This window comes from Xanthomonas sp. LMG 12459 (assembly GCF_009192905.1).
GTDB classification, from domain to species: domain Bacteria; phylum Pseudomonadota; class Gammaproteobacteria; order Xanthomonadales; family Xanthomonadaceae; genus Xanthomonas_A; species Xanthomonas_A sontii.
Genome location: NZ_NSGT01000074.1, coordinates 1 through 23701, shown reverse-complemented (window position 1 = coordinate 23701; position 23701 = coordinate 1). Strand labels below are relative to the sequence as shown.

Here is a 23701-nt window from a genome sequence, read left to right as displayed (position 1 = left end):
AATTGATGACAACCCCTAGGGCGTTCGCCCCAGGCAGAACCCCGTCAGTCGTCGTGCGGCTGCGCCGGGCCGGCGAGGATGCGCTGGTAGAACGCCAGGTCCAGCCAGCGGCCGAACTTGAAGCCGGCCTCGCGCACCGTGCCGGCGTGCACGAAGCCCAGTTGCTCGTGCAGGGCGATGCTGCCGGCATTGCTGGCGTCGATGCCGCCGACCAGCACGTGCACGCCGCGCGCCTGCGCGGTCTCGATCAGCGCCTGCAACAAGCGCCGCCCCGCGCCGCGGCCGCGATGGTCGCGGTGCACGTAGACCGAGTGCTCGACGCTGTACTTGAACGCCGGCCAGGCGCGGAAGGTGCCGTAGCTGGCGAAGCCGACCAGGGTGCCGTCGGCGTCCTCCAGGCCCAGCACCGGGAAGTTGCCGGCGCGCTTGGTCGCGAACCAGGCCGCCATGCTCTCCGGCGGGCGCGGCCGGTAGTCGTACAGCGCGGTGGAATGGACGATGGCGTCGTTGAAGATCTCCAGGATCGCCATCGCGTGGCGCGGTTCGGTGCAATCGACGAGCTGCATGCGGGCGGGGGGCCGGAGGGGATGCGAGGCGGCACAGTAGCAAGCAACCGGCGGCGCGTGCACACCCGCCCAGCGCCGGCGGCATTGCCGGGAACGCCGCATCCGGTTGCATCGGCGATGCCGTGCGGCCGGGCACAGTGCGTTCCATCGCCCGCGGGCTGGCGGGACAGGCAAAGCGCGCGACAATGGCGCTGGGCGCCATGCGCCTGCCGGCGCCGCGCCGGTGCCGCCGCGACCAAATGCGGCAGCCTTGAAGCGGCGCCGCCGATCCCCCATCTGGAGTCGTGCATGACCAGCCCCACCGCCCCTTCCGCGCACGCCTTCGGCGATCCTGCCGCGATCCGCAGCGAACGCGCGGCATCGGAGTTGCGTGCCGGGCGCCCGGTCCTGCTCGACGACGGTAACGGCCGCACCCGTGCGGTGATGGCGCTGGACAGCAGCACCGAACCGTCCTACCTCGGTTTCGCCGAGGCCAGCGGGCAGCGGCACTACCTGTTCGTGACCCCGCCGCGCGCGCAGGTGCTGGGCCTGGACGCGCCGCAGGGCGCGCGCATCGCCCTGGCCGAGCACTCCTACGACGCGCTGGCGGCGCTGGCCTACCTGCGCGACGGACCGGTACCGGCGCAGTGGCAGCCCGGCGACGCGCTGGATGCCGGCGCCGCCGAGATCGCGCGCCTGGGCCTGCTGCTGCCGGCGATGGTCGCGGCGGACCTGGGCGCGGACAGCAGCGCCTTCCAGGGCTGCCAGTCGCTGCGCCTGGACGACCTGGAACACGGCTGCGCCCTCGCCGCCTCCGACAGCTACACCCTGGTCACCCGCACCCAAGTGCCGCTGCGCGACCTGGGCCCCGGCGAATTCGTGGTGTTCCGCGGCGGCGTGGCGCAGCGCGACCAGGTCGCGATCGTGATCGGCCAGCCCGACCTGAGCGCGCCGGTCCCGGTGCGCGTGCATTCCTCCTGCCTCACCGGCGACCTGTTCGGCTCGCTCAAGTGCGACTGCGGCGATCAGCTGCGGCACGGCCTGGCCAAGCTCAAGGCGCTGGGCGGCGGCGTGCTGCTGTACCTGGACCAGGAAGGCCGCGGCACCGGCATCGCCACCAAGATGCGCGCCTACGGCTACCAGCACGACGGCCTGGACACCATCGACGCCGACGCGCAACTGGGCTTCGGCGCCGACGAACGCCGCTACGGCAGCGCCGTGGCGATGCTGCGCGGACTGGGCATCGGCCGCGTGCGCCTGCTCACCAACAACCCGAACAAGGCCGAGCGCCTGCGCGCGGCCGGCATCGAGGTGACCGAGCGCATCCCGGTCACCGGCACCATCACCGCCGAGAACGAAGGCTACCTGCGCACCAAGGCCGCCCGCGCCGGCCACGCGCTGGACGTGGACGCGCTGCTGCGCGCGGCGCGCTGAACCACCGCCGCGGCTCGGCACTCTCCACCGCCTGCGCGGATCGGGACGGAAACCGCGCGGCGGACAGCGCACGCCCGTCATCGCCGCGTTAGGATCGCAGGCCACGCCGCGCGCCCGCGCCCCGAGACCCCGACGTGATCGCACCGCCGCCCATGGAAGACTCACCCGCCGCGCCCGCGCCCAGCGCTTTCGCCGCCACCCCGGCGCCCGCGGACTGGCCGCCGGCCGACTGGCAACCGGTGCCGTTGCGCGGTGCCTGGCTGGCCGCACTCGGCGGCGGCTGCATGCTCGGGCTGAGCTTGGTGGTCGCCGCCGGCATCGTCGGCCTCAGCCTGCACAGCCTGCATGCGCTGGCCCTGGGCGCCGTGGCGGCGGCGGTGGGCAGCCTGTGCGGCGCCTGGGTCGGCTTCGTCCGCCACCGGCGCATCCGCTGGCGGCTGAATGCCCAGGGCCTGGACGTGTTCCGCGGGCGCCTGTGGCAGAGCGAGACGCACGTGCCGATCTCGCGCGTGCAGCACCTGGACCTGCGCCGCGGTCCGCTGGAACGCGCCCTGCGCCTGTCCACCCTGGTCGTGCACACCGCCGGCACCCGGCACACCGCGGTCGCCGTGCCCGGCCTGGACCAGGCCGACGCGCAGCGCCTGCGCGAACGCCTGGCGCACCAACTCGACCACGACGACGACGCGCTGTGAGCGACCTCGCCGACGCCGAACACACCGCGCCGGTCCGGCGCCTGCATCCGTGGTCGTGGCTGTTCGTGCTGTTGCAGCACCTCAGGCACTTCCTGCTGCCGTTGCTGGCGCTGCTGGTGTTCGGCAGCCGCGACGGCCACCGCGATCACGCCGATCACCTGGTGATGCTGGCGGTGTGCAGCGGGCTGGTGGCGGTGTCGCTGCTGCGCTATCTCACCTACCAGTACCGCATCGGCCACGACAGCCTGAGCATCCGCAGCGGCTGGCTGGAACGCAGCCTGCGCGAGATCCCGTTCGCACGCATCCACAACGTGGTGGTGCACCAGTCGCTGCTGCACCGGCTGTTCGGCGTGGCCGAGGTGCGGCTGGAATCGGCCGGCGGCACCAAGCCCGAGGCGCAGATGCGGGTGCTGCGGCTGGACCAGGCGCTGGCGCTGGAACAGCAGATCCGCCACCGCGCACCCGCCGCCGACACGATCGCCACGACCGATGCCGACGCTGCACCCGCTGCCGCGCCGGACAGCGAACTGCTGCTGGCGCTGCCCACCACCGAGGTGCTGCGCCAGGGCCTGATCTCCAACCGCGGCATGGTGGTGCTGCTCACCGCGTTCGGCGCCACCTACCACCTGTTCCCCGAGCGCATGATCTCCAACGCGATCGAGCACTACGGGCGGCAACTGTTCGGCTACGCCACGCACCTGCAACTGGGCTGGATGGCGGGCGCGGTGACCTTCGCCATGATGCTGGCGACGCTGTTGCTGCTGATGCGCGCCTTGTCGATGGGGCTGGCCATCGTGCAGTACCACGGCTTCCGGCTGAGCGAGAGCGAGCGCCGGCTGACCGTGGAGCGCGGCCTGCTGACGCGGTTGCGCAGCAGCGTGGCGCGGCGCCGGATCCAGGCCTGGACCCTGCACGAAAGCGTGCTGCAGCGGTTGCTGCGGCGGCGCAGCCTGAACATCGACACGGCGGTGATCCAGTCGCACCACGGGCACGGGCACGACCACGCGCTGACGGAACTGGCGCCATTGGCCACGCCGGCCGCCTGCGATGCGCTGCTGCAGCGGCTGCTGCCGCAGATCGCCTGGCCGCCGGCGCACTGGCACGGCATCGCCACGCGCTACTGGTGGCGCCTGTCGCTGCCGGCGCTGCTGCTGGTGCCGCTGCTGTGCGCGGGGCTGTGGGCCACCCTCGACGCCTGGGCCGCGCTGCTGCTGTTGTGGCTGCCGTGGTCGGCGTTCAAGTCCTGGCGCCAGGCGCAGCGCATGGGCTACGCGCTGGATGCGCGCTACGTGGCGGTGCGCGGCGGCTGGTGGCGGCGCTGGTGGCGGCTGGCCGAACTGGACAAGCTGCAGACGCTGCACCTGAGCCGTTCGCCGCTGGACCGCTGCTGCGGCACCGCGACCCTGTGGTTGGACACCGCCGGCGCCCGCCACGGCGAACCGCCGCTGCGCATGCGGCTACTGCCGGACGCGCAGGCGCGGGCGCTGTACGAGCAACTGGGCGCAGCGCTGGCGCAGCGACGGCTGCGCTGGTGAGCGCGCGCGGCGGCGCTGCGCGTCAGCGCCGCGCGCCGCGTCCCCAGTAGCCGATGCGGCGGCGGATCTTCAGCTTGCGCCACAGGTTCAGCGGCTTGCGCCGCGGGTTGCGCGCGCCCTCGGCGACGAACTCGTCGATCGCTTGCAGCACGCGCTCGCTGGACTGGCCGTCGCGGTAGGGATGCAGGCCATCGGCGAATTCGCGGATCGCCGCCATCAGCTCCGGCGGCCGCTGCAGCGCGCGGCGGATCGCCGGCTCGAACTGCGCCGGATCGTCGATGTCGATCAACTGCGGCCCCGGACGCCGGTTCTTGAAGGTCACCACCGGCTTGTAGGTGAGCAGGAACTCGTTGAGCGCGGACGAGGTGTCCGAGCACATCATGTCCACCTGCGGGAACAGCTCCAGGATGTTGTCGTTGTCGGCGAAGTGCAGGTACTCGCTTTCCAGCGCGCGGTAGCGGGCGACCATCGCCGGGTCCATCTTTGGATGGAAGGTGACGATCCAACGCCACTCGCCGCTGCGCGAGAGCCGCGCGACCTCGTCGTGGAGGATGCCGGCCGCGCTCCACGACGGCGAGAACGTGGAGTGGTACAGGATCACCGGCGGCTGCCGCACCGGCGCCAGTTCCGCGCCGATCTCGCGCATGAACGGGTCGATCTTGGGGAAGCCGGTCTCCTTGACCGCGAAGTGGCCGAGCTTGCGCGCCAGCGCACCGAACGCCGCGGTATCGCGCGGGCCGGTGGTGCAGTACAGATCGAAGAAGCCGCGCACGTAGATATGCCGCGGCTTGCCGGCATCGAAGCCGTGGAAGGTCTCGACCTTCACCCCGGGGAAGAAATGCGGCACCGCGTTGCTGGAGGTGATCACCGCGTACGGATTCCACGCCAGCACCTCTTCCACCGTCGCCAGATGGCGCTCGTCGGCGCTCAGATCCTCGGCGCCGGGGCCGTCGAAGAACCATGCCGCCTGGTCGCCGCGCGCGCGGATCGCCGCCTGCAGCGGGCGCAGGATCGCCAGCGCATAGCGCTCGGACCCGTACAGCAGATAGTGCTTGCTCATCAGTGCTCCAGATCGTGCCGTTGCAGTTGCGCCCGCGCCTGCTCCACCGAGGCCGGGTTGATCTGCATCTCGTAGTAGCGCATGCGCTTGTACAGCGCGTAGCTGGCCGCGGTCTGCGCCACCACGAAGCCGCGCCAGCCGTCGAGGAAGGCCAGCCGCAGCAGATAGTCCTTGAGGAAGGCGCCGGCGAACACGAACGGGCTCTGCCACATTCTCACCGGCTTGCGCTTGTCGCGCCAGCCGAGCGCCTTGAGTTCGGCGTAGCGCAGCACCTTGAGCTGCTTGTGTACCAGCGTCGGGTTGTGCAGGTGATTGAACGGCGGCGCGAACGTGGCGCTGGCGCCGTCGAAGCGCAGCGATTCGTGCACCCGCGCATCGCTCCAGCACGCGCGGCCGCGGTGGTACAGCCGCGCCAGGCGCTCGCCGACCATCGGTTTGTACCAGCGCATCGGCGCGCCCATGTACCAGGTGCTGCGGCGCAGCCACACCGCGTCCACGCGGTCCTCGGCGAGCAGTTGCGGCAACCGCGCCAGGCACTCGGCGCGCAACGCGTCGGACAGGAACTCGTCCGCGTCCAGCACCAGGATCCAGTCGTGCGCAGCCTGGGTGGAGGCGAAGTTGCGCTGCGGGCCGAAGCCCAGCCAGGCCTGCTCGACCACCCGCGCGCCGTGCGCGCGGGCGATCGCCACGGTGTCGTCGGTACTGCCGCAGTCCACCACCAGCTTGTCGGCGGCGAACGGCACGCTGTCCAGGCAGCGCGCGATGTTGGCGGCCTCGTTGTAGGTCATCACCACCAGGCTCAGCGGCAGGGTGGCGGCGGCAGCGTCGGCCATGGCGCGCGGTATCCGGAAGTCAGGCGCGGTGCCGGCGGTCGGCGCCGGGCGCCGTGCCACCCGGCGATGCGGGATCGGCAGTCTACCGGCTTCGCGCGGCGCCTTCAGCGCCCGGGCCCGGCTCCGCCTCGCGCGCGGCCAGCCCGATCAGCACGCCGACCAGGGCGACGTAGAAACCGGTGCTCACCTGGTGCGCGAACATCGACTGGGTCATGCCGCACAGCACGTAGGCCGCCACCACCATGATCCCGGCCGCCGCCGCGCCGTGGAACTGCGGCTGTGGCCGGCGCCGGTACAGGCGCAGCAGCAGCCACAGCGGCACCCCGTACACCATCAGGATCAGCACGGTACCGGGCAGGCCCTGGGTCGCGCTCCACTCGGCCAGGTCATTGTGTGCGTGGCCCAGGTGGCAGCGCTCGACGAAGCCCTTGCGGCAGTCGGGCAGGCGCAGCATGGCGTTGTCGAAACGGCCCACGCCGACCCCGACCACGGGGTGTTCGACGAAGGTCGCCGCCGCCACCTGCAGGCGTTCGATGCGCGCGCCGGCCGAGGAATCGCTGTCGCCGCGTTCGTAGCGCTGCACGTCGTGGTGCAGTTCGGCCAGGCGGGTCTGCTTGGTCAGCGCCGGCACGCTCAGCACCAGCACCGCCGCCAGCGCGGTGCACGCGCCCAGGATCATCAGACGCGTCGCGCTGTCGCGCCAGCGCAGGCACAGCGCGCTGACCACCAGCAGCAACAGCACGCCCAGCCACACGCCGCGGCTGCCGCTGAGCAGGATGACGATGCCGCCGGCCACCACCGCGGCGACGGCCCACGGCCATTGCCCGCGCGGCCGGCAGAACACCGCCAGCACCATCAGCATCAGCACCACGTCGGCCAGCACGATGGCGTTGGTCCAGCCCTCGGCGCGCGGCTGGCCCTGCAGTACCTGCACGCTGGCCAGCACCAGGGCGGCGAGGATGCCGAGCAGCGCGCCCCACCACAGCAGGCGCTGCGGCGGCCGCAGGGCATAGGTCCACAGCGCCGCCCACGGCAGCACCAGGAAGCGGGTGCGGTTGTCGATGTCCTTCAGCGGCTGGCCGAAGTACAGCACCGAGCACAGCGACAGCCCGATCACCAGCAGCGCCAGGATCCACAGCCAGCGCAGCGACGGCTGCATCGGCACCACCGCCTGGCGCAGCCGCGGCAATGCCAGCAGGCTGGTCGCGAGCAGCAGCAGGCCGAACGGCAGCAGGCCGCTGGGCATGCTGATCACCAGCGCCGGCAGGCACAGCAGCGCGAGCGCCGCGCCGCGCTCGGCCAGGGACTGGCGCGAGAACGCGGAAACGGCATGGCGTGGCGCGATCGGCTGGGACATCAAGGAGGGAAGGCCGTGGGGAGGGGGTGGTCGGCGATGATCCGGGGCGCTTCCCTAACCCGGCCTGACCTGCTCGCGATCGGCGCCATGGCTGGACGGCACGGCGGGCGGCGGCGTTTCCCCGAGCAGATCGGCCACCGCCGCGCGCAGGCGCTCGCCGAACTCGCGCCGGCGCGTCTCGAAGAAGCCGCGCGCGGCCGTGCCCAGGGCGTCGCACTGCATCGGCGACAGCGCCAGCGCCTGCCTCATCGCCTGCTCGAGGCCGGCGGCCTCGATCCGGTAGCGCACGCCGAAATTGTCCGGCCCCTCGCCGACCGGATCGATCAGCACGCCGCGCTCGGCGCTCACCAGTTCGTTCATCGGCGCCCCGTTGGTGGTGATCACCACCGCGCCGACGCTCAGCGCTTCCATGATGTAGTGGCCGAAGCCCTCCACCTCGGACGGACACAGGTGGAAGCGGTGCGCGTTCTGCAGCCGCCGCAGTTCCTGCTGGTCGAGGTAGCCGGTCAGGTAGTCGATGTTCTCGGCCTCGATCGGGTGGGACTTCTTCGCGCTCTGCACCACCGTCAGCCGCGGCCACTCGGGGTGCCGCGCCCAGGTCTGCAGCAGCAGCGCCGTGCCCTTGGCCGAACTGCGCCCGGCCACATGCAGGCAGGCGCGCTCGCGCGGGACCTCAGGACGGTAGCAATCGTCGCTGCAAAAGCCGATGAAGGCGGTCGGCGCCATCGTGGAGAACCGCTGCTCGGCCTGGCGGGTCTTGCACAGCACCTGGGCGAAGCGCGGCAGGCAGCGCAGCCACTTGTGCCGGAACCACTCCGGGTTGGGGATCAAGGCATTGCGCAAGCCGCTGCCCAGGCAGCGCGGATACACCCGCTCCAGAAAGATCTGCAGGTCGGCACGCCCGAACAGCAGGCTGCGCAGGAACAGGCGCAGTTCGCGCAGCCGATTGGCCATGCGCACGGTGCCGAAGCCCAGCACCTCGACCTGGTACTTGCCGGTGTCGCGCAGGATGTCGGCAACCACCTGCAGGTCGCGGCTGAGGCCGCCGCCGTTGTCGCGGCTGACGACCCGGATCAGGCGTGGCGGCACGCGCGTCTCCCTGCCCGCGCAGCGCGCCGGGCGCCAGCGGCACCCGCGCCACGCCGCCGCAACGCGCGGCTGCGGCTCATTCGAAGCGGTCCTTGTCCTGCTCGCGCAGGCGGTCGCGGTCGTCCTGGGTGACCACGCAGTGGCCGTGTATCGCACTGGCCGGGACCAGCCACCAGTCGCGCCGGTTGGACACGCCGGCCAGGATGCTCGCGTTGCGGTCCACACAGCCCAGCATCGCCGCCTCCTGCACCAGCAGCCAGCGCCGCTGCGGCGCCTGCGCCTGCCAGGCGATGCCGCGGCGCAGTTGTTCGTCCCAGGGCACCACGAAGCCGAAGGTCGTGGCCGGGCGGTCGGCCATCAGCAGGTTCTGCTCCTTCCAGGCGACCAGGCCGAGCTCGGCCTCCGGGCCGATGCGGCGCCCCACCGACTCCATCACGCCGCGCGCGGAACTCGACATGTTGATCAGCGGGTACACCAGCAAGCCGGCCATCACCCAGACCATGGTCAGGGTCGAGACCGTCGCCAGCTCCGGGCGGCGCCGCGCGAACGCGGCCAGGCTGGCCACGCCCCACAGGCCGATCGCCAGCAGGATCCAGGCCAGCACCTGCACGGTCGCCAGGTCGATGCCGCGGTCTTCCATCATCTTCGCGCGGAAGCCGTGCCCCAGCAGGATCGCCGCGCCCACGCCGCCCAGCGCCAGCGTCAGCAGCGCGGTGAACGCCAGCAGCAGGCGCTTGATCCCGGGCTTGCGCAACAGCCCTGGAATGAGCGGCCCCATCGCCAGGCACAGCATCGGCAGCGCCGGCAGCACGTAGACATCGCGCTTACCGGTCGGGATCGAGAAGAACAGCACCACCAGCGCCCACCACGCCAGCGGCAGCAGATAGCGCGCATCGCGCCGGCGCAGGCGCCGCGCCCAGGCGGGGATTGCCCACGGCAGCGCCAGCAGCACCGGCAGCCACATGCTCGGCATCACCCCGAAGAAGTACAGCGGCCCGTGCGCGTGGTCCCAGGATTTGGCGTAGCGCCCGGCGGTCTGCCGGAACAGGATGTCGTTGAGGTAGGCGCGGTACTCGGGCGCGTTGCTCGACAGCGCGGTGGCGACCATCGGCACCAGCCAGATCGACACCGCCGCCAGGAACGCCAGCGGCCCCAGCCAGAAGCGCGGATCGCGCAGGCCGACCCGCACCCCACGCCAGTGCGCCAGCGACGCCGCCGCGGCCGGCAGCAGCATCAGCAGCGCCAGCACGCCCACGCCCTTGGTGATGGTGCCCAGGCCGGCGGCGAACCAGCCCAGCGCCCACAACCGCCAGTCCGGCCCACGCAACAGGTGGCGCAGCAGCGCGTAGTTGGCCAGGGTGATGAAGAACACCACCAACGGGTCGATCTGCGCCTTCTTCGCTTGGTAGGTGAAGTGGAAGGCGAACAGCAGCGCGTAGGCCGCGTACATGCCGACGCGGCGTGTCCACAGGCGCCGGCCGAGGTCGTAGACGCAGGCCAGCGTGCCCAGCCCGGCCAGCAGCGACGGCAGCAGGAAGGCCACCCGCCAGTTGCCGAACAGCGTGTAGAAACTCGCCTGCAGCCACATCAGCATCGGCGGCTTGTCCGAGTACAGCTCGTTGCCGCGGTGCGGGAACAGCCAGTTGCCGCTCTCCACCATCTGCTTGGCGACCAGTGCGAAACGCGGCTCGTCGGCCGGGTGCGGATCGCGCAGGCCCAGGCCGGCGCCGAGCACCAGCACGGCCAGGATGGCCAACAACCAGAACTCTCGGGAGGCGCGGGTCTTCAGCATGGGACGCGATGATACCGGGGCCGGTTCATGCCGTCTTGCGGAACCTTGCGTAGTAGAAACCGTCGCAGTCCTGCTCGCCGGGGAAGCGCTGGCGGCCGCCGCCGGAAGCATGCCCGCAGGCCGCGCCCGGATCCTCCAGTGCCGCGCCCGGTTGCCGCGCCAGCAACGCCTGCACCTGCCGCGCGTTCTCGTCCTGCAGCAGCGAGCAGGTCGCGTAGACCAGCACCCCGCCCGGCCGCAGCACCTGCCAGGCGGCGTCGAGCAGGCGCACCTGCAGCGCCTGTAGGGCGATCACGTCCTCGCGGCGGCGATGCAGCAGCACGTCCGGCTGGCGGCGCACGATGCCGGTGGCCGAACACGGCGCGTCGAGCAGCACCGCGTCGAACGGCACGCCGTCCCACCAGTCCTGCGGCTGCGCCGCGTCGGCGACCTGCAGCTGCGCCTGCGCACCGGCGCCGGTGCGCGCGAAGGTCTCGCCGACCCGCGCCAGGCGCCGCGCATCCACGTCCAGCGCGGTCAGGCGCAGACTGGGATCGCGTTCGAGCAGGTGCGCGGATTTGCCGCCGGGCGCCGCGCAGGCGTCGAGCACGCGCGCACCGGGCGTCGGCGCCAGCACGTCGGCGACCTGTTGCGCCGCGCCGTCCTGCACCGACACGCGCCCGTCGGCGAAGCCCGGCAGGGCGCCCACCGCCAGCGGCGTCTCCAGGCGGATCGCATCGGCCAGCAGCGGCGAGGCCTGCGCGGCGATGCCGGCCGCGGCCAGCTCCTGCAGATAGGCGTCGCGGGTACCGCGCTGGCGGTTGACCCGCAGCCACAGCGGCGCCGGCTGCTGGCTGGCGGCGAAGATCGCCTCGGCCTGCTGCGGCCAGTCGGCGCGCAGCGCGTCGCGCAGCCACAGCGGCCAGCCCGCGTCGGCGGCCACCGCCGGCAGCCCGTCGCGCAGCGCGCGCCGCAGCAGCGCGTTGACCAGCCCGGCCTGGCGCGGCCGATCCAGCGCGCGCGTCGCCTCCACCGTCGCCGACAGCGCCGCGTGCGGCGCCAGGCCCAGCGCATCGAGCTGGGCGAAGCCGGCCAGCAGCAGGCCGCGCAGTTCGGCGTCGCGCTGTGGCAGTTGCTTTTGCAGCCACATGCGCAGTGCCGCTTCGTAGGCCGGGCGGCGGCGCAGCACGGCGAAGCAGATCGCCTCCACCAGCGCGCGGTCGCGCGGATCCGGCAGCGTCGGCAACGCGGCGGCCAGTTCGGCCTTGAGCGAGCGGCCGCGGTCGATTACCGCGGTCAGCACACGGGCGGCGACCACCCGCGGGGCCACGCCCGGCGGCCACATAGCGGCGGGCGTCGCGGTCATCGGCGGACGCTCCAGAATGTGTCAGGGATCAGCGCGCATGCCGTGTCGTGGTTGCGCGTGCGGATGATGGGGGTGCGCGACGCAGTGGACGCCCGCCCGCGCCGCAGCGCGGAGGCGGCCACAGCCGCGCCTGCCAGGCCCACCGCGGCGTACGCAGGCATGGTCGACGCCTCAGGCCAGGACCGGCAGGTCGCGCCGTGCGTTGAGGTAGTCGGCGGCGGTGATCGCCTTGCCGCCGTCGCGCTGCAGCACGCGCAGGCGCAGCGCGCCCTGGCCACAGGCGATGTCGATGCCCTGCTTTGACGCGGTCAGCACCGTGCCCGGCTGCTGCCCGTGGGCCAGGTCCAGCGCGATCGCGCCGTGCACCCGCACCCGCTCGCCGGCCAGCACCGCCTCGGCGACCGGCCACGGATCGAAGGCGCGCACCTGCCGCGCCAGCTGCGCCGCCGGCTGCTGCCAGTCCAGCCGCGCCTGCGCCTTGTCCAGCTTGTGCGCGTAGGTGACGCCGGCCTCCGGCTGCGGCTGGGCCACCGGACGCAGGCCGGCGCGCAGCAGGCCCAGGCCGTCGGCCAGCACCTGCGCGCCGAGCGCGGCCAGGCGGTCGTGCAACTGCCCGCCGGTCTCGTCGGCACCGATCGGGGTCCGCTGCGACAACAGCACCGGGCCGGTATCCAGGCCCGCTTCCATCTGCATCAGGCACACCCCGGTCTCGCTGTCGCCGGCCTCGATCGCGCGCTGGATCGGCGCGGCGCCGCGCCAACGCGGCAGCAGCGAGGCATGCACGTTCCAGCAGCCATGGGTCGGGATCGCCAGCACCGCCTTGGGCAGGATCAGCCCGTAGGCCACCACCACGATCAGGTCCGGCTGAAGCGCGCGCAGCGCCTGCAGGGTCTCCGGCGCGCGCAGCGTCTGCGGCTGCAACACCGGGATGCCGCGCGCCACCGCTTCCAGCTTGACCGGCGACGGGGTCAGCCCGCGGCCGCGCCCGGCGGGCCGGTCCGGCTGGGTGTAGACCGCGACCACTTCATGGCGCTGCGCAGCCGCGCGCAACGACGGCACGGCGAAGTCCGGCGTACCGGCGAAGACGAGTTTCATGGAGGCTGGGAACCGGGAATAGGAAATGGAGAATGGGAAAAGCGCGAACCCGGAAAGGCCACGGGTACCGCACTTACGATTCCCGTTTCTCCATTCCCGGTTCCCCGCTTCAAGCCACGTGCTTGCGCGCCTTGGCCAGCTTCTTGCGCACCATTTCGCGCTTGAGCGGGGACAGGTAGTCGACGAACAGCTTGCCGTCGAGGTGGTCCATCTCGTGCTGCACGCACACCGCCAGCAGGCCGTCGGTGCTCAGTTCCTGCGGCTGGCCCTGGCGGTCCAGGTAGCGCACGGTGATGGCGTCGGCGCGGGTCACGTCGGCGTAGATGCCGGGGACCGACAGGCAGCCTTCCTGGTACACCTGTTCGCCGTCGCGCTGCACGATCTGCGGGTTGATGAACACCTGCGGGGCGTTCTTCTCCTCGCTGACGTCGATGACCATGAAGCGCTTGTGCACGTCGACCTGGCTGGCGGCCAGGCCGATGCCGGGCGCGTCGTACATGGTCTCGAACATGTCGTCGAGCAGGCGTTGGAAGGCCGCGGAGGTGACCTCGGCGGCGTCGACCGGCACCGCCTTGGTACGCAGGCGCGGATCGGGGAATTCGAGAATGGGGAGCAGGGCCATAGCGGTACCCAAGATGGGGGCGCCGGACGATTCGGCAAGACCTGCGGATTCTACCCGTTTCTGCGCCCGCCGCTTGCGCCCGCACCAGGGTTCTGCACTATAGTGCGCGAACCTGTTGGGGAATCAGGCTTCGCGCTCATGTTCAATCGACTCCGTACGGTCGTCGCCGTGGCGATGCTCACCGTGGCGACCTACGCTGCTTCCGCCAGCATGGCCGCCGAACACCCCGACACCTACGTGGTGCGCAAGGGCGATACGCTGTGGGACATCGCCGGGCGCTTCCTCGGCAAGCCCTGGCTGTGGCCGGAAATCTGGCAGGCCAATCCGCAGGTGCACAACCCGCACCTGATCTACCCCGGCGACGTGCTCAGCCTGGCCTACCTGGACCGGGTGGCGCATGCCGAGGTCAAGCCGGGCCCGCGCCAGGACGCGCCGATCGACGCGATCCCGCTGGCGCAGGTGGAGCCGTTCCTGAAGAACCTGCGCGTGGTCGAGCGCATCGACAACCTGCCCTACGTGGTCGGCACCGAAGACAACCGGCTGCGCGCCACCGACGGGCAACTGGTCTACGCGGTCGGCCTCGGCCAGGCCCAGGCCGGCCAGCGCTACGCCGTGGTCCGCCCGACCGTGCGCTACCTGCTGCCCAAGCTCAGCGACGACCTCGACGCCGAAGGCCGCAGCATCCCCGGCAGCGGCAACCTGTGGCAGACCTTCGTGCCGCCGGACAAGCGCCGCGAGACCCTCGGCTACGAACTGGCCCAGGTCAACATCGGCACCGTCGCCCGCGTGTCCGCCGACGGCCGCCAGGCCACCGGCCTGCTGCTGCAGGACAACGCCCGCGAAGTGCGCGCCGGCGACCGCCTGATTCCGGTCGAGGCGCAGCCCTACGACCTGCAGTTCGTGCCGCATCCGCCGTCCGAGCAGGCGATGGCCGCCGGCCTGCGCGTACTGGCGGTGGCCGACGCGTTCAGCGCGGCCGGCCCGCGCGACGTGATCGCCATTTCCGGTGGCCGCCGCGAAGGCATCGACAACGGCACCGTGGTGTCGCTGTGGCGCCACGGCACCCGGGTCAACGACCGCGTGCGCCACCCCAACACCTCCCGCGCCGACGACGGCTTCACCGGCGGCAGCGGCACCGTGGCGCTGCCGGACGAGTACGCCGCGCACGCGATGGTGTTCCGCACCTTCGACAAGGTCAGCTACGCGCTGGTGATGGACGGCATCAAGCCGACCCGGATCGGCTACGACGTCAAGCACCCGGACGCGCACTGACCCGCGGCTGGGGACTCCCCCTACAGCGATTGCAGACGGCGCCCGAGGGCGCCGTCCGCGCCTGCGGCCTAGGCTGGGCGCATGTCCAGTCCGGTCATCGCCCCTGCCCACACACCCGCCGACCCGGCTCTGCTGCGCCTGTCGCTGGCCGGCGGCGCCAGCGCCCCACGCCGGCTGCTGCTGGAGCAACACGGCAGCCCGGCCGCGGCGCTGGCCGCCGGTCCCGCAGGCTGGCAGGCCGCCGGCCTGGATGCGGCGCAGATCGCCGCGCTGCAGCGGCCCGACCGCGCCGCGCTGGACACCGCCGAGCACTGGCTGGCGCAACCAGGTCGGCACCTGCTGGGCTGCCACGATGCCGACTACCCGGCCCTGTTGCGGCGCACGCCCAATCCACCACTGGCGCTGTACGTGGACGGCGATCCCACGGTGCTGTGGCATCCGGCCGTGGCCGTGGTCGGCAGCCGCGCCCCCAGCGCCGGCGGCCGCGACAACGCCTACGGCTTCGCCCTGGCTCTGGCCGCGGCCGGCTTTGCGGTGACCAGCGGCATGGCCAGCGGCGTGGATGCCGCCGCGCACCGGGCCGCGCTGTCGCGCGCGGACGGGCTGACCGTGGCGGTGGTCGGCACCGGCCCCGACCTGGCCTACCCGCGCCAGCACGCCGCCCTGCGCCGCCAGATCGCCGACCGCGGCGCGGTGGTCAGCGAGCACCCGCCCGGCACGCCGGCGCGGGCGGGGCACTTCCCGGCGCGCAACCGGATCATCGCCGGACTGAGCCTGGCGACCCTGGTGATCGAGGCGGCCACCCGCTCCGGCGCGCTGATCACCGCGCGGCTGGCCGCCGAGGCCGGGCGCGAGGTCTTCGCCCTGCCCGGCTCGATCCACAATCCGCTGGCGCGCGGCTGCCATCGGCTGATCCGCGACGGCGCCGGGCTGGTGGAAAGCGCCGAGGAGGTGCTGGCCGGGGTCGCGCCCCTGGCCGCCGCACTGGCCGACGCCTTGCGCGGGCGCCTGAACGCCCCCACACAGGGAGCCAGCACCGCGCGCGCGGCCACACCGGCCTTCCCCCACCCCGACTACCAGCGCTTGTGGCAGGCGCTGGGCCACGACCCCATCTGTATGGATTCAGTGATCGCACGCAGCGGATTGACGGCCGCGGCGGCGTCCTCCATGCTGCTGGCCATGGAACTGGATGGCTACGTGGCGGTCGAACGCGGTCGTTACACCCGCAAACCCTAGTTTCTTCACCTCCACAGCGTCTCGCGACGCAGGCCGAGGGGCAATGAAAGAGAGCATTCTGGATGTCCTGCTGTACCTGTTCGAACACTATTTCAGCGAAGACGCGGATCCGGTCCGCGATCGCGACTCCCTCCAGAATGGCCTGATCCAGGCCGGTTTCAGCCCCACCGAGATCAGCAAGGCGTTCGACTGGCTCGACGCCCTGGCCGACCAGCGCCCGGCCGTGGCGCAGCCGCGCATCGATGGCCCGATCCGCATCTACCACGGTCCGGAACTGGACAAGCTCGACGTGGAATGCCGCGGCTTCCTGCTGTTCCTGGAGCAGCACGGCATCCTCGACAGCGACCAGCGCGAGCTGGTGCTGGACCGCGCCATGGCCCTGGATCAGGACGAACTGGATCTGGACGACCTGAAGTGGGTGGTGCTGATGGTGCTGTTCAACCAGCCTGGTGCCGAGGCGGCGTACGCGTGGATGGAAACGCAGATGTTCGTCGACGAGCCGGAGCCGGTTCACTGAGTCGCTGACGGTCGCGCACGGATGCACGAAGACACTTCTCCATTGGCGATCTGGTACTACGTCGATGCCGCGCGCGAGCGGCACGGCCCGTTGCCGGCGTCCGCCCTGCTGGAACGCCTGCACGACGGCCGCCTGCAGCGCGAGACCCTGGTCTGGCGCGAAGGCCTGCCGGAGTGGCGGCCGCTGCACGCGGTCGCCGCCGAACTGGGCCTGCCCGACGCCCCCACCCCGCCGCCCTTACCGCCACCGCTCCAGACGGCCGCGCCCGTGCCCCCCGCTGCCACCGCCGCGCCGCGCAGCGGCCTGTCCGGCTGCGCGATCACGGCCATCGTCGGCACCATCGTCGGCGTGCTGCTGGTGGCGTTCCTGGGCATCGCCGCGGCGATCGCCCTGCCCGCCTACCAGGACTACCTGGCACGCGCGAAGGTCGCGCAGGCGCTCGACCACCTGGCGCCGCTGAAGGACCAGATCGCCGCCTTCAATGCGCAGGAGCACCGCTGCGCGGTCAACGGCGACACCGGCTTCGGCGCACCGCAGAGCTATGCCGGCGACACCATCGCGCAGGTGCGGGTCGGCCGCTTCGACAACGGCCACTGCGGCCTGGAAGCCACCCTGCACCTGCCCGGCACCAAGCGCCTGGATGGCAAAGCGCTGTGGCTGGACTACGATGAGCGCACGTCCGCCTGGAACTGCAGTTCCGATCTGGACGATCGCGTTCTGCCGGTTCACTGCCGCGGCGGCTGACCGGCGCACCGTTTTCGACTGCAACTCCCGGGGAACAGAATGACTGAGTGGTACTACGCCGACGCAGCGCAGCAGCGCCATGGGCCGCTAGCGGCCGCCGACCTGCAGCAGCGCTTCCAGCGCGGCGAGATCGGATTGTCCACCCTGGTCTGGCGCGAGGGCCTGAGCGAATGGCGCACCCTGGCCGAGTTCGTCGACGAACTCGGCCTGACCCAGGCACCGGCGCCGGCGATTGCCCCGATCGAGGTTGACCGAGAGACTCCTCCTCCGCCCCCGGCCGCGACCGTCCCCGACGCCTGGACCGCGCCCGCGCCGGCCGTGGCGGCGTCGCCCTACGCGGCGCCCAGCGCCGTGCTCGACGGTGGCGCGCGGGTGGTCGGCGGCGGCGAGGTGGTGCAGGCCGGTTTCTGGAAACGCGTGGCCGCCTACCTGATCGACGCGTTCCTGGTCGGCATCGTCGCCAACGTGATCCAGTTCGTGGTGATGCTGGGCTTCTTCGGGATCACCGGCTTCGGCAAGCAGCCGGACTTCAGCACTGCCGCCGGCATCGTCATGCTGCTCCTGCTGTACCTGCTGCCGATGGCGATCGCGGCGCTGTACTACGGCCTGTTCCACGCCTCCACCAAGCAGGCCACGCTGGGCAAGATGGCGGTCGGCATCAAGGTGGTGCGCACCGACGGCAGCCGCATCACCGTGTCCCGCGGCGTGGGCCGCTACTTCGGCTTCATGCTGAGCAGCCTGACCCTGGGCATCGGCCTGCTGATGGCGGCCTTCACCGAGCGCAAGCAGGCCCTGCACGACATGCTCTGCGACACCCTGGTGGTGGACAAGTGGGCCTACACCGACCACCCGGAATGGCAGCAGCGCAAGCTGGGCACGGTCACCGTGGTGATCCTGGCCCTGTTCGGCCTGCTGTCGGCGGCGGCACTGCTGGTGGTGGCGCTGGCGATCGGCGTGGCCGCCAAGGGCGGCTGGCACTGAGTCCGCGGCGGGCTCCGGGAACCCCCGCCGCCGCCCGCGCGCCTGCCCGGCCGGCGGGCGCCGGCTTGACAGCGGGCGCCGGACATGCCCACTAATAAATAAGCGCCGTAGCTGAACGCCCGGGGGTTCCATCCCGGGCGTCGGCTTCTCTGCGAGACCGCAACGCTTCACTAACCGGAGCAATTGCGCCACCCTACCGCCCCCAGGGCGTCCGCCCACGCCCATCGAAGCCCGACCCGCCATGTCCAAGCACCTGCTCATCGTCGAATCGCCCGCCAAGGCCAAGACGATCAACAAATACCTCGGCAAGGATTTCCACGTCCTGGCCTCGTATGGGCACGTGCGCGACCTGATCCCGAAGGAAGGCGCAGTGGATCCGGACGACGGCTTCGCGATGCGCTACGCGCTGATCGACAAGAACGAGAAGCACGTGGAGGCCATCGCCAAGGCGGCCAAGGCGGCCGAAGACATCTACCTGGCGACCGACCCGGACCGCGAGGGCGAGGCGATCAGCTGGCACATCGCCGAGATCCTGCAGGAGCGCGGGCTGCTCAAGGGCAAGCCGCTGCACCGGGTGGTGTTCACCGAAATCACCCCGCGCGCGATCAAGGAAGCGATGGCGCAGCCGCGGCAGATCGCCGGCGACCTGGTCGATGCGCAGCAGGCGCGCCGCGCGCTGGACTACCTGGTCGGCTTCAACCTGTCGCCGGTGCTGTGGCGCAAGGTGCAGCGCGGCCTGTCCGCCGGCCGCGTGCAGTCGCCGGCGCTGCGCATGATCGTCGAGCGCGAGGAGGAGATCGAAGCCTTCATCGCCCGCGAGTACTGGTCCATCGCCGCCGACTGCGCGCACCCCTCGCAGCACTTCAACGCCAAGCTGATCAAGCTCGACGGGCAGAAGTTCGAGCAGTTCACCATCACCGACGGCGACACCGCCGAGGCCGCGCGCCTGCGCATCCAGCAGGCCGCGCAGGGCGCGCTGCACGTCACCGACGTCGCCAGCAAGGAGCGCAAGCGCCGCCCGGCGCCGCCGTTCACCACCTCCACGCTGCAGCAGGAAGCCTCGCGCAAGCTCGGCTTCACCACCCGCAAGACCATGCAGGTGGCGCAGAAGCTGTACGAAGGCGTGGCGATCGGCGACGAAGGCACGGTCGGCCTGATCTCGTACATGCGTACCGACTCGGTCAACCTGTCGCAGGACGCGCTGGCCGAGATCCGCGACGTGATCGCCCGCGACTACGGCATCGCCTCGCTGCCGGACCAGCCCAACACCTACCAGACCAAGTCCAAGAACGCCCAGGAAGCGCACGAAGCGGTGCGTCCGACCTCGGCGCTGCGTACCCCGTCGCAGGTGGCCCGCTTCCTGACCGACGACGAGCGCAAGCTGTACGAGCTGATCTGGAAGCGTGCGGTGGCCTGCCAGATGATTCCGGCCACGCTCAACACCGTCAGCGTCGACCTGTCGGCCGGCAGCGAACACGTGTTCCGCGCCAGCGGTACCACCGTGGTGGTCCCCGGCTTCCTGGCCGTGTACGAGGAAGGCAAGGACAACAAGAGCGCCGAGGACGAGGACGAAGGCCGCAAGCTGCCGGCGATGAAGCCCGGCGACCGCGTGCCGCTGGAGCGCATCCTGGCCGAGCAGCACTTCACCCAGCCGCCGCCGCGCTTCACCGAAGCGGCGCTGGTGAAGGCGCTGGAAGAGTACGGCATCGGCCGCCCCTCGACCTACGCCTCGATCATCCAGACCCTGCTGTTCCGCAAGTACGTGGAGATGGAGGGCCGCAGCTTCCGCCCGTCCGACGTCGGCCGCGCGGTGTCCAAGTTCCTGTCCAGCCACTTCACCCAGTATGTGGACTACGACTTCACCGCCAAGCTCGAAGACGAGCTGGACGCGGTCTCGCGCGGCGAGGAGGAGTGGGTCCCGCTGATGTCGCGCTTCTGGGAGCCGTTCAAGGAACTGGTCGAGGACAAGAAGGAATCGGTCGACCGCGCCGAAGCCAGCGGTGCGCGCGAGCTCGGCACCGATCCCAAGACCGGCAAGCCGGTGAGCGTGCGCCTGGGCCGCTTCGGGCCGTACGCGGCGATCGGCAGCACCGCCGAGGACGCCGAGGACAAGCCCAAGTTCGCGTCGCTGCGTCCCGGCCAGAGCATGCACACCATCACCCTGGAGGAGGCGCTGGAGCTGTTCCTGATGCCGCGCAGCCTCGGCCAGGACCAGGGCGAGGAGGTCAGCGTCGGCATCGGCCGCTTCGGCCCGTTCGCCAAGCGCGGCAGCGTCTACGCCTCGCTGAAGAAGGAAGACGATCCCTACACCATCGATCTGGCCCGTGCGGTGTTCCTGATCGAGGAGAAGGAAGAGATCGCGCGCAACCGCATCATCAAGGAATTTCCCGGCAGCGACATCCAGGTACTCAACGGCCGCTTCGGCCCGTACATCAGCGACGGCAAGCTCAACGGCAAGATCCCCAAGGATCGCGAGCCCGCCTCGCTGAGCCTGGACGAAGTGCAGAAGCTGCTGGAGGAAACCGGCAAGCCGGTGCGCAAGGGCTTCGGCGCCAAGAAGGCCGCCGCCAAGAAGGAAGCCGCGCCGAAGAAGAGCGCGGCGAAGAAGGCCGCGGCCGACGCCCCGGCCAAGCCGGCGGCGAAGAAAGCGGTCAAGAAGGCCGCGAAGAAAACCGCCAAGAAAACGGTGAAGAAGGCGGCGAAGAAGACCGTGGCCAAGGGCGGCTGAGCCGCTCTGCGGATGGCCCAGGGCGGCCCGATGCACCCCCTCGAATAGTACGAGCGCGGGCGCCGAGCCGCCTTCTCGCTGCGCCGACGGCGTCTCTCAGCGCCTGAAGATCCGCGACAACCCGGTTTTTCTGTGGGAGGGGCTTCAGCCCCGACGCTTTATCGGTAAGGCGTCGGGGCTGAAGCCCCTCCCACAGAAAAGCGGCGGGCCGGAGACTTGCGAAAATCCCGAGTCCCGCCCAACCGACCCTCATTGTCCTTAGACGACGACGTGCCGCATGATGCGCGCATGACCGACCTGTCCCTGAGCCATGCCGTCGCCGTCCTGCGCAAGGGCGGCGTGATCGCCTATCCCACCGAAGCGGTGTGGGGCCTGGGCTGCGATCCGCACGACGAGACCGCCGTGACCCGCCTGCTGCGAATCAAGCAGCGGCCCGTGGACAAGGGCCTGATCGTGGTCGCCGCCGAACTGGACCCGTTGCGCCCGTTGCTCGACCTGTCGGCCCTGCCACCGGACCGGCTGGCCGCGGTGCTGGCCAGTTGGCCCGGACCGCATACCTGGATCCTGCCCGCCGCCGCGCATGCGCCGCCCTGGATCACCGGCGCGCACCAGGGCATCGCCGTGCGGATCAGTGCCCATCCGCTGGTGGCCGCCCTGTGCCGGGCCTGGGGCGGCGCGCTGGTCTCGACCAGTGCCAACCGCGGCGGCGAGCCGCCGGCACGGCAGCGCAGCGAACTAGATCCGCTGGTGCTGGGCGACCTCGACGGCCTGCTCGACGGCGACACCGGCGGCCTGGCCCAGCCCACCCCGATCCGCGACGCCGCCAGCGGCGAGATCCTGCGCGCCTGAGGCGCTGCTCTTCGGCGCGGCGCACCTGTCTTCCGCCGCGTCGGCGTCTGGCGGCAATGGCGCGATGGAACCACGCGGGCGCTTCGCGCACCGGACCCTCACCCCAACCCCTCTCCCGGCGGGAGAGGGGCTTTGGCTTCTCCCTTCTCCCACCGGGAGAAGGTGCCCCGCAGGGGCGGATGAGGGTACGGGCGAAGCCTCGCAGCGACAGATCAACACGGCAGCACTGCCGCGACGCCACGCGCCCTGAATCACGCACACCCACCACCCTTTCCCTGGCTGCCCAAGGCGCGCAAGATGCGCGCATGCGCCTCCTTCTCCGCCCATTGCTGCTGCTGAGCCTGTCGCCTTGGATCGGTGCCGGCTGGGCGCAACAGACGCAGACGGTCAGCAGCGACGGCAGCAATGCGTCGGTGCGCATCTATCGCTGCATCGCCGCTTCCGGCGCGGTCAGCCTGCAGAACGCCCCCTGCGAGAACGCGCGCCAGCAGCAGGTGCTGGACATGCAGCGTCCGCGCGATCCGCCGCCGCGGCCGACCACCACCATCAGCACCGATCCGGCACGCGCGCAGGCCTCGCCGGCGCCGCTGCCGCAGCGCGAACTCCGCATCGTCACCGTGCAGCCTGCGCAGCCGATGTACGAGTGCGTCACCCCGGAAGGCGCGCGTTACACCAGCGACGACAACGCCGGCAATCCGCGCTGGGTGCCGCTGTGGGCCTATGGCTATGCCGAGGGCCCGTACGCACGGCCATCCGGGCGCGGCCCCGATGGTCGCTCGCCCGGCCCGCCGGGACCGCCTCCGCCCGGCGGCCCGCGCCCGCCCGGTCCACCGCCGCCTGGGGTGTCCGCCGGCGCCGGCGTGATCGTGCCGGCCGGCAGCACGATGATCCGCGACACCTGCACCGCGCTGCCCGAGCAGGAAGTCTGCGCACGCCTGAGCGATCGCCGCTGGGAACTGATCCGTCGCTACAACAGTGCGCTGCAGAGCGAGCGCCGCGCAATGGAAACCGAGCAGCGCGGCATCGATGCGCGTCTGGCGCGCGACTGCGGCGGCAGCTGATGCGGCGCGCACTCTGCCTCGCCGTGGTGCTGACCTGTGCCGGCGCCGCGCACGCCGAACCGGTGGTGTTCTATCGCTGCACCGACGCGCAGGACAACCTGACCATCCAGAACCAGCCCTGTCCCAAGGGCATGCGCCAGCAGAAGAAAATCATGCAGGGCGTCAGCAGCGCCGCGCTGCCGGCCGCGCTCGCCGCCCAGCCTGCGCCATCGTCGCCACCGGCGAGCGCCGCGAACGATGCCACGCCTGCGGACGCGCCGGCCACGGCCGACACCGCGGCAGCTGCACCGCCACCGCCACCACCTCCAAAGCTGCCCCCGCCATCGCTGTACACCTGTACAACCCGCGAGCAATCGTCTTACATCGGCGAGGCCGCCCAACCGCCGCCGCGTTGCGTACCACTGCACACGACGGACCTGGACGGTGGCCCCAACCAGGCCGGCGGCAGCGCCTGCGAAGTGCTGCGCGACCAGTGCCAGCCGCTGCCCGCCGAGCAGCTGTGCGATGCTTGGAAGGATTACGTGGCCGAAGCCGAGACGCACTGGCGCTTCGCCGTGCCCGAGCATGCCGAAGCGCTGCACGCGGAGTTCGAACGCCGTCAGCACCTGCTCGAGGCCAGCAACTGCGGCGCAGAACAGCCAGCGCCGTAATCCATCTCGCTCCCGCGTGGGGTGCGCCTGGTTGAGTAGGAGCGGCTTCAGCCGCGACCGAGCGTTACCGGGAAAGCCTGGTCGCGGCTGAAGCTGCTCCTACGGATTACCCCGCAACCGATCCACCGCAGTAAGCGCGCACCCACCTTGTGGGAGGGACTTCAGGGCACCTCGAACAACCTGCCACGACCTGGAGCCAGGGGTAGCATCTGTCGCAACGGCACCAGAGCGGCGCCTGATCGTGGTGGTTGGGAGGCTGATGTG

General features: G+C 71.4%; 21 protein-coding genes. 12 read left to right on the top strand and 9 right to left on the bottom strand.

Features of this window, described 5'->3' with window-relative positions; all coding sequences use genetic code 11:
• Positions 1-44 precede the first annotated feature (44 nt).
• A complete protein-coding gene (locus CEK65_RS15690; RefSeq protein ID WP_152182280.1) occupies positions 45-566 on the bottom strand; it encodes a GNAT family N-acetyltransferase in 522 nt (173 codons plus the stop codon).
• Between the two features lie 288 nt (positions 567-854).
• On the opposite strand from CEK65_RS15690, the gene ribA reads away from it, so the two are divergent.
• The 3 genes from ribA to CEK65_RS15675 all read left to right on the top strand — a co-directional run bounded on the left by ribA (position 855) and on the right by CEK65_RS15675 (position 4206).
• Positions 855-1979 (top strand): GTP cyclohydrolase II RibA, encoded by a 1125-nt coding sequence (gene ribA, locus CEK65_RS15685; protein ID WP_152182279.1) that lies wholly within the window; start codon positions 855-857, stop codon positions 1977-1979.
• Positions 1980-2131: 152 nt separating this feature from the next.
• Positions 2132-2671, top strand: coding sequence for a PH domain-containing protein (locus CEK65_RS15680; protein ID WP_226980597.1), 540 nt, complete (start codon positions 2132-2134; stop codon positions 2669-2671).
• A complete protein-coding gene (locus CEK65_RS15675; RefSeq protein ID WP_152182277.1) occupies positions 2668-4206 on the top strand; it encodes a PH domain-containing protein in 1539 nt (512 codons plus the stop codon). The genes CEK65_RS15680 and CEK65_RS15675 overlap by 4 nt, the downstream gene beginning before the upstream one ends.
• 22 nt (positions 4207-4228) lie before the next feature.
• Here CEK65_RS15675 and CEK65_RS15670 read toward each other — a convergent pair whose 3' ends face one another.
• The 8 genes from CEK65_RS15670 to def form a co-directional block, all read right to left on the bottom strand.
• A complete protein-coding gene (locus CEK65_RS15670; RefSeq protein ID WP_152182276.1) occupies positions 4229-5266 on the bottom strand; it encodes a CDP-glycerol glycerophosphotransferase family protein in 1038 nt (345 codons plus the stop codon).
• Positions 5266-6099 carry a glycosyltransferase family 2 protein gene (locus CEK65_RS15665; protein WP_152182275.1) on the bottom strand — a complete coding sequence of 278 codons (834 nt, stop codon included), beginning with the start codon at positions 6097-6099 and terminating at the stop codon, positions 5266-5268. The genes CEK65_RS15670 and CEK65_RS15665 overlap by 1 nt, the downstream gene beginning before the upstream one ends.
• A gap of 82 nt (positions 6100-6181) precedes the next feature.
• The gene (locus tag CEK65_RS15660; RefSeq protein ID WP_152182274.1) at positions 6182-7456 is read right to left on the bottom strand and encodes an O-antigen ligase; all 1275 of its coding nucleotides are present in this window, start codon (positions 7454-7456) and stop codon (positions 6182-6184) included.
• Positions 7457-7510: 54 nt separating this feature from the next.
• On the bottom strand, positions 7511-8545 hold the full coding sequence (locus CEK65_RS15655) for a glycosyltransferase (protein ID WP_152182273.1): 1035 nt from the start codon (positions 8543-8545) through the stop codon (positions 7511-7513).
• A 76-nt stretch (positions 8546-8621) separates the two neighbouring features.
• Positions 8622-10337, bottom strand: a complete 1716-nt coding sequence (locus tag CEK65_RS15650) for a glycosyltransferase family 39 protein (protein ID WP_150410435.1) — start codon at positions 10335-10337, stop codon at positions 8622-8624.
• A 25-nt stretch (positions 10338-10362) separates the two neighbouring features.
• Positions 10363-11682 (bottom strand): 16S rRNA (cytosine(967)-C(5))-methyltransferase RsmB, encoded by a 1320-nt coding sequence (gene rsmB / locus CEK65_RS15645; RefSeq protein ID WP_152182272.1) that lies wholly within the window; start codon positions 11680-11682, stop codon positions 10363-10365.
• Positions 11683-11853: 171 nt separating this feature from the next.
• Complete coding sequence (gene fmt / locus CEK65_RS15640) at positions 11854-12777, bottom strand: methionyl-tRNA formyltransferase (RefSeq protein ID WP_152182271.1); 924 nt, start codon at positions 12775-12777, stop codon at positions 11854-11856.
• Positions 12778-12886: 109 nt separating this feature from the next.
• Positions 12887-13399 carry a peptide deformylase gene (def, locus tag CEK65_RS15635; protein WP_010340689.1) on the bottom strand — a complete coding sequence of 171 codons (513 nt, stop codon included), beginning with the start codon at positions 13397-13399 and terminating at the stop codon, positions 12887-12889.
• A gap of 138 nt (positions 13400-13537) precedes the next feature.
• Here def and CEK65_RS15630 point away from each other — a divergent pair, with 138 nt between their 5' ends.
• The 9 genes from CEK65_RS15630 to CEK65_RS15590 all read left to right on the top strand — a co-directional run bounded on the left by CEK65_RS15630 (position 13538) and on the right by CEK65_RS15590 (position 23437).
• A complete protein-coding gene (locus tag CEK65_RS15630) occupies positions 13538-14671 on the top strand; it encodes a LysM peptidoglycan-binding domain-containing protein (protein ID WP_152182270.1) in 1134 nt (377 codons plus the stop codon).
• Between the two features lie 81 nt (positions 14672-14752).
• Positions 14753-15907: a DNA-processing protein DprA gene (dprA, locus tag CEK65_RS15625; protein ID WP_152182269.1), complete on the top strand. Its 1155-nt coding sequence runs from the start codon at positions 14753-14755 to the stop codon at positions 15905-15907.
• Positions 15908-15950: 43 nt separating this feature from the next.
• Entirely contained in the window at positions 15951-16424 is a 474-nt protein-coding gene (locus tag CEK65_RS15620; RefSeq protein WP_010340686.1) for a DUF494 family protein, read from the top strand.
• Positions 16425-16466: 42 nt separating this feature from the next.
• Complete coding sequence (locus tag CEK65_RS15615; protein WP_193314806.1) at positions 16467-17168, top strand: pilin; 702 nt, start codon at positions 16467-16469, stop codon at positions 17166-17168.
• Between the two features lie 39 nt (positions 17169-17207).
• Positions 17208-18149 (top strand): RDD family protein, encoded by a 942-nt coding sequence (locus CEK65_RS15610; RefSeq protein ID WP_152182267.1) that lies wholly within the window; start codon positions 17208-17210, stop codon positions 18147-18149.
• A 241-nt stretch (positions 18150-18390) separates the two neighbouring features.
• A complete protein-coding gene (locus CEK65_RS15605; RefSeq protein ID WP_152182266.1) occupies positions 18391-20877 on the top strand; it encodes a DNA topoisomerase I in 2487 nt (828 codons plus the stop codon).
• 288 nt (positions 20878-21165) lie between these two features.
• Positions 21166-21726 carry a Sua5/YciO/YrdC/YwlC family protein gene (locus CEK65_RS15600; RefSeq protein WP_017914937.1) on the top strand — a complete coding sequence of 187 codons (561 nt, stop codon included), beginning with the start codon at positions 21166-21168 and terminating at the stop codon, positions 21724-21726.
• Positions 21727-22031: 305 nt separating this feature from the next.
• Positions 22032-22787 carry a DUF4124 domain-containing protein gene (locus CEK65_RS15595; RefSeq protein ID WP_150411470.1) on the top strand — a complete coding sequence of 252 codons (756 nt, stop codon included), beginning with the start codon at positions 22032-22034 and terminating at the stop codon, positions 22785-22787.
• Positions 22787-23437 carry a DUF4124 domain-containing protein gene (locus tag CEK65_RS15590; RefSeq protein WP_152182265.1) on the top strand — a complete coding sequence of 217 codons (651 nt, stop codon included), beginning with the start codon at positions 22787-22789 and terminating at the stop codon, positions 23435-23437. The genes CEK65_RS15595 and CEK65_RS15590 overlap by 1 nt, the downstream gene beginning before the upstream one ends.
• Positions 23438-23701: the final 264 nt, after the last annotated feature.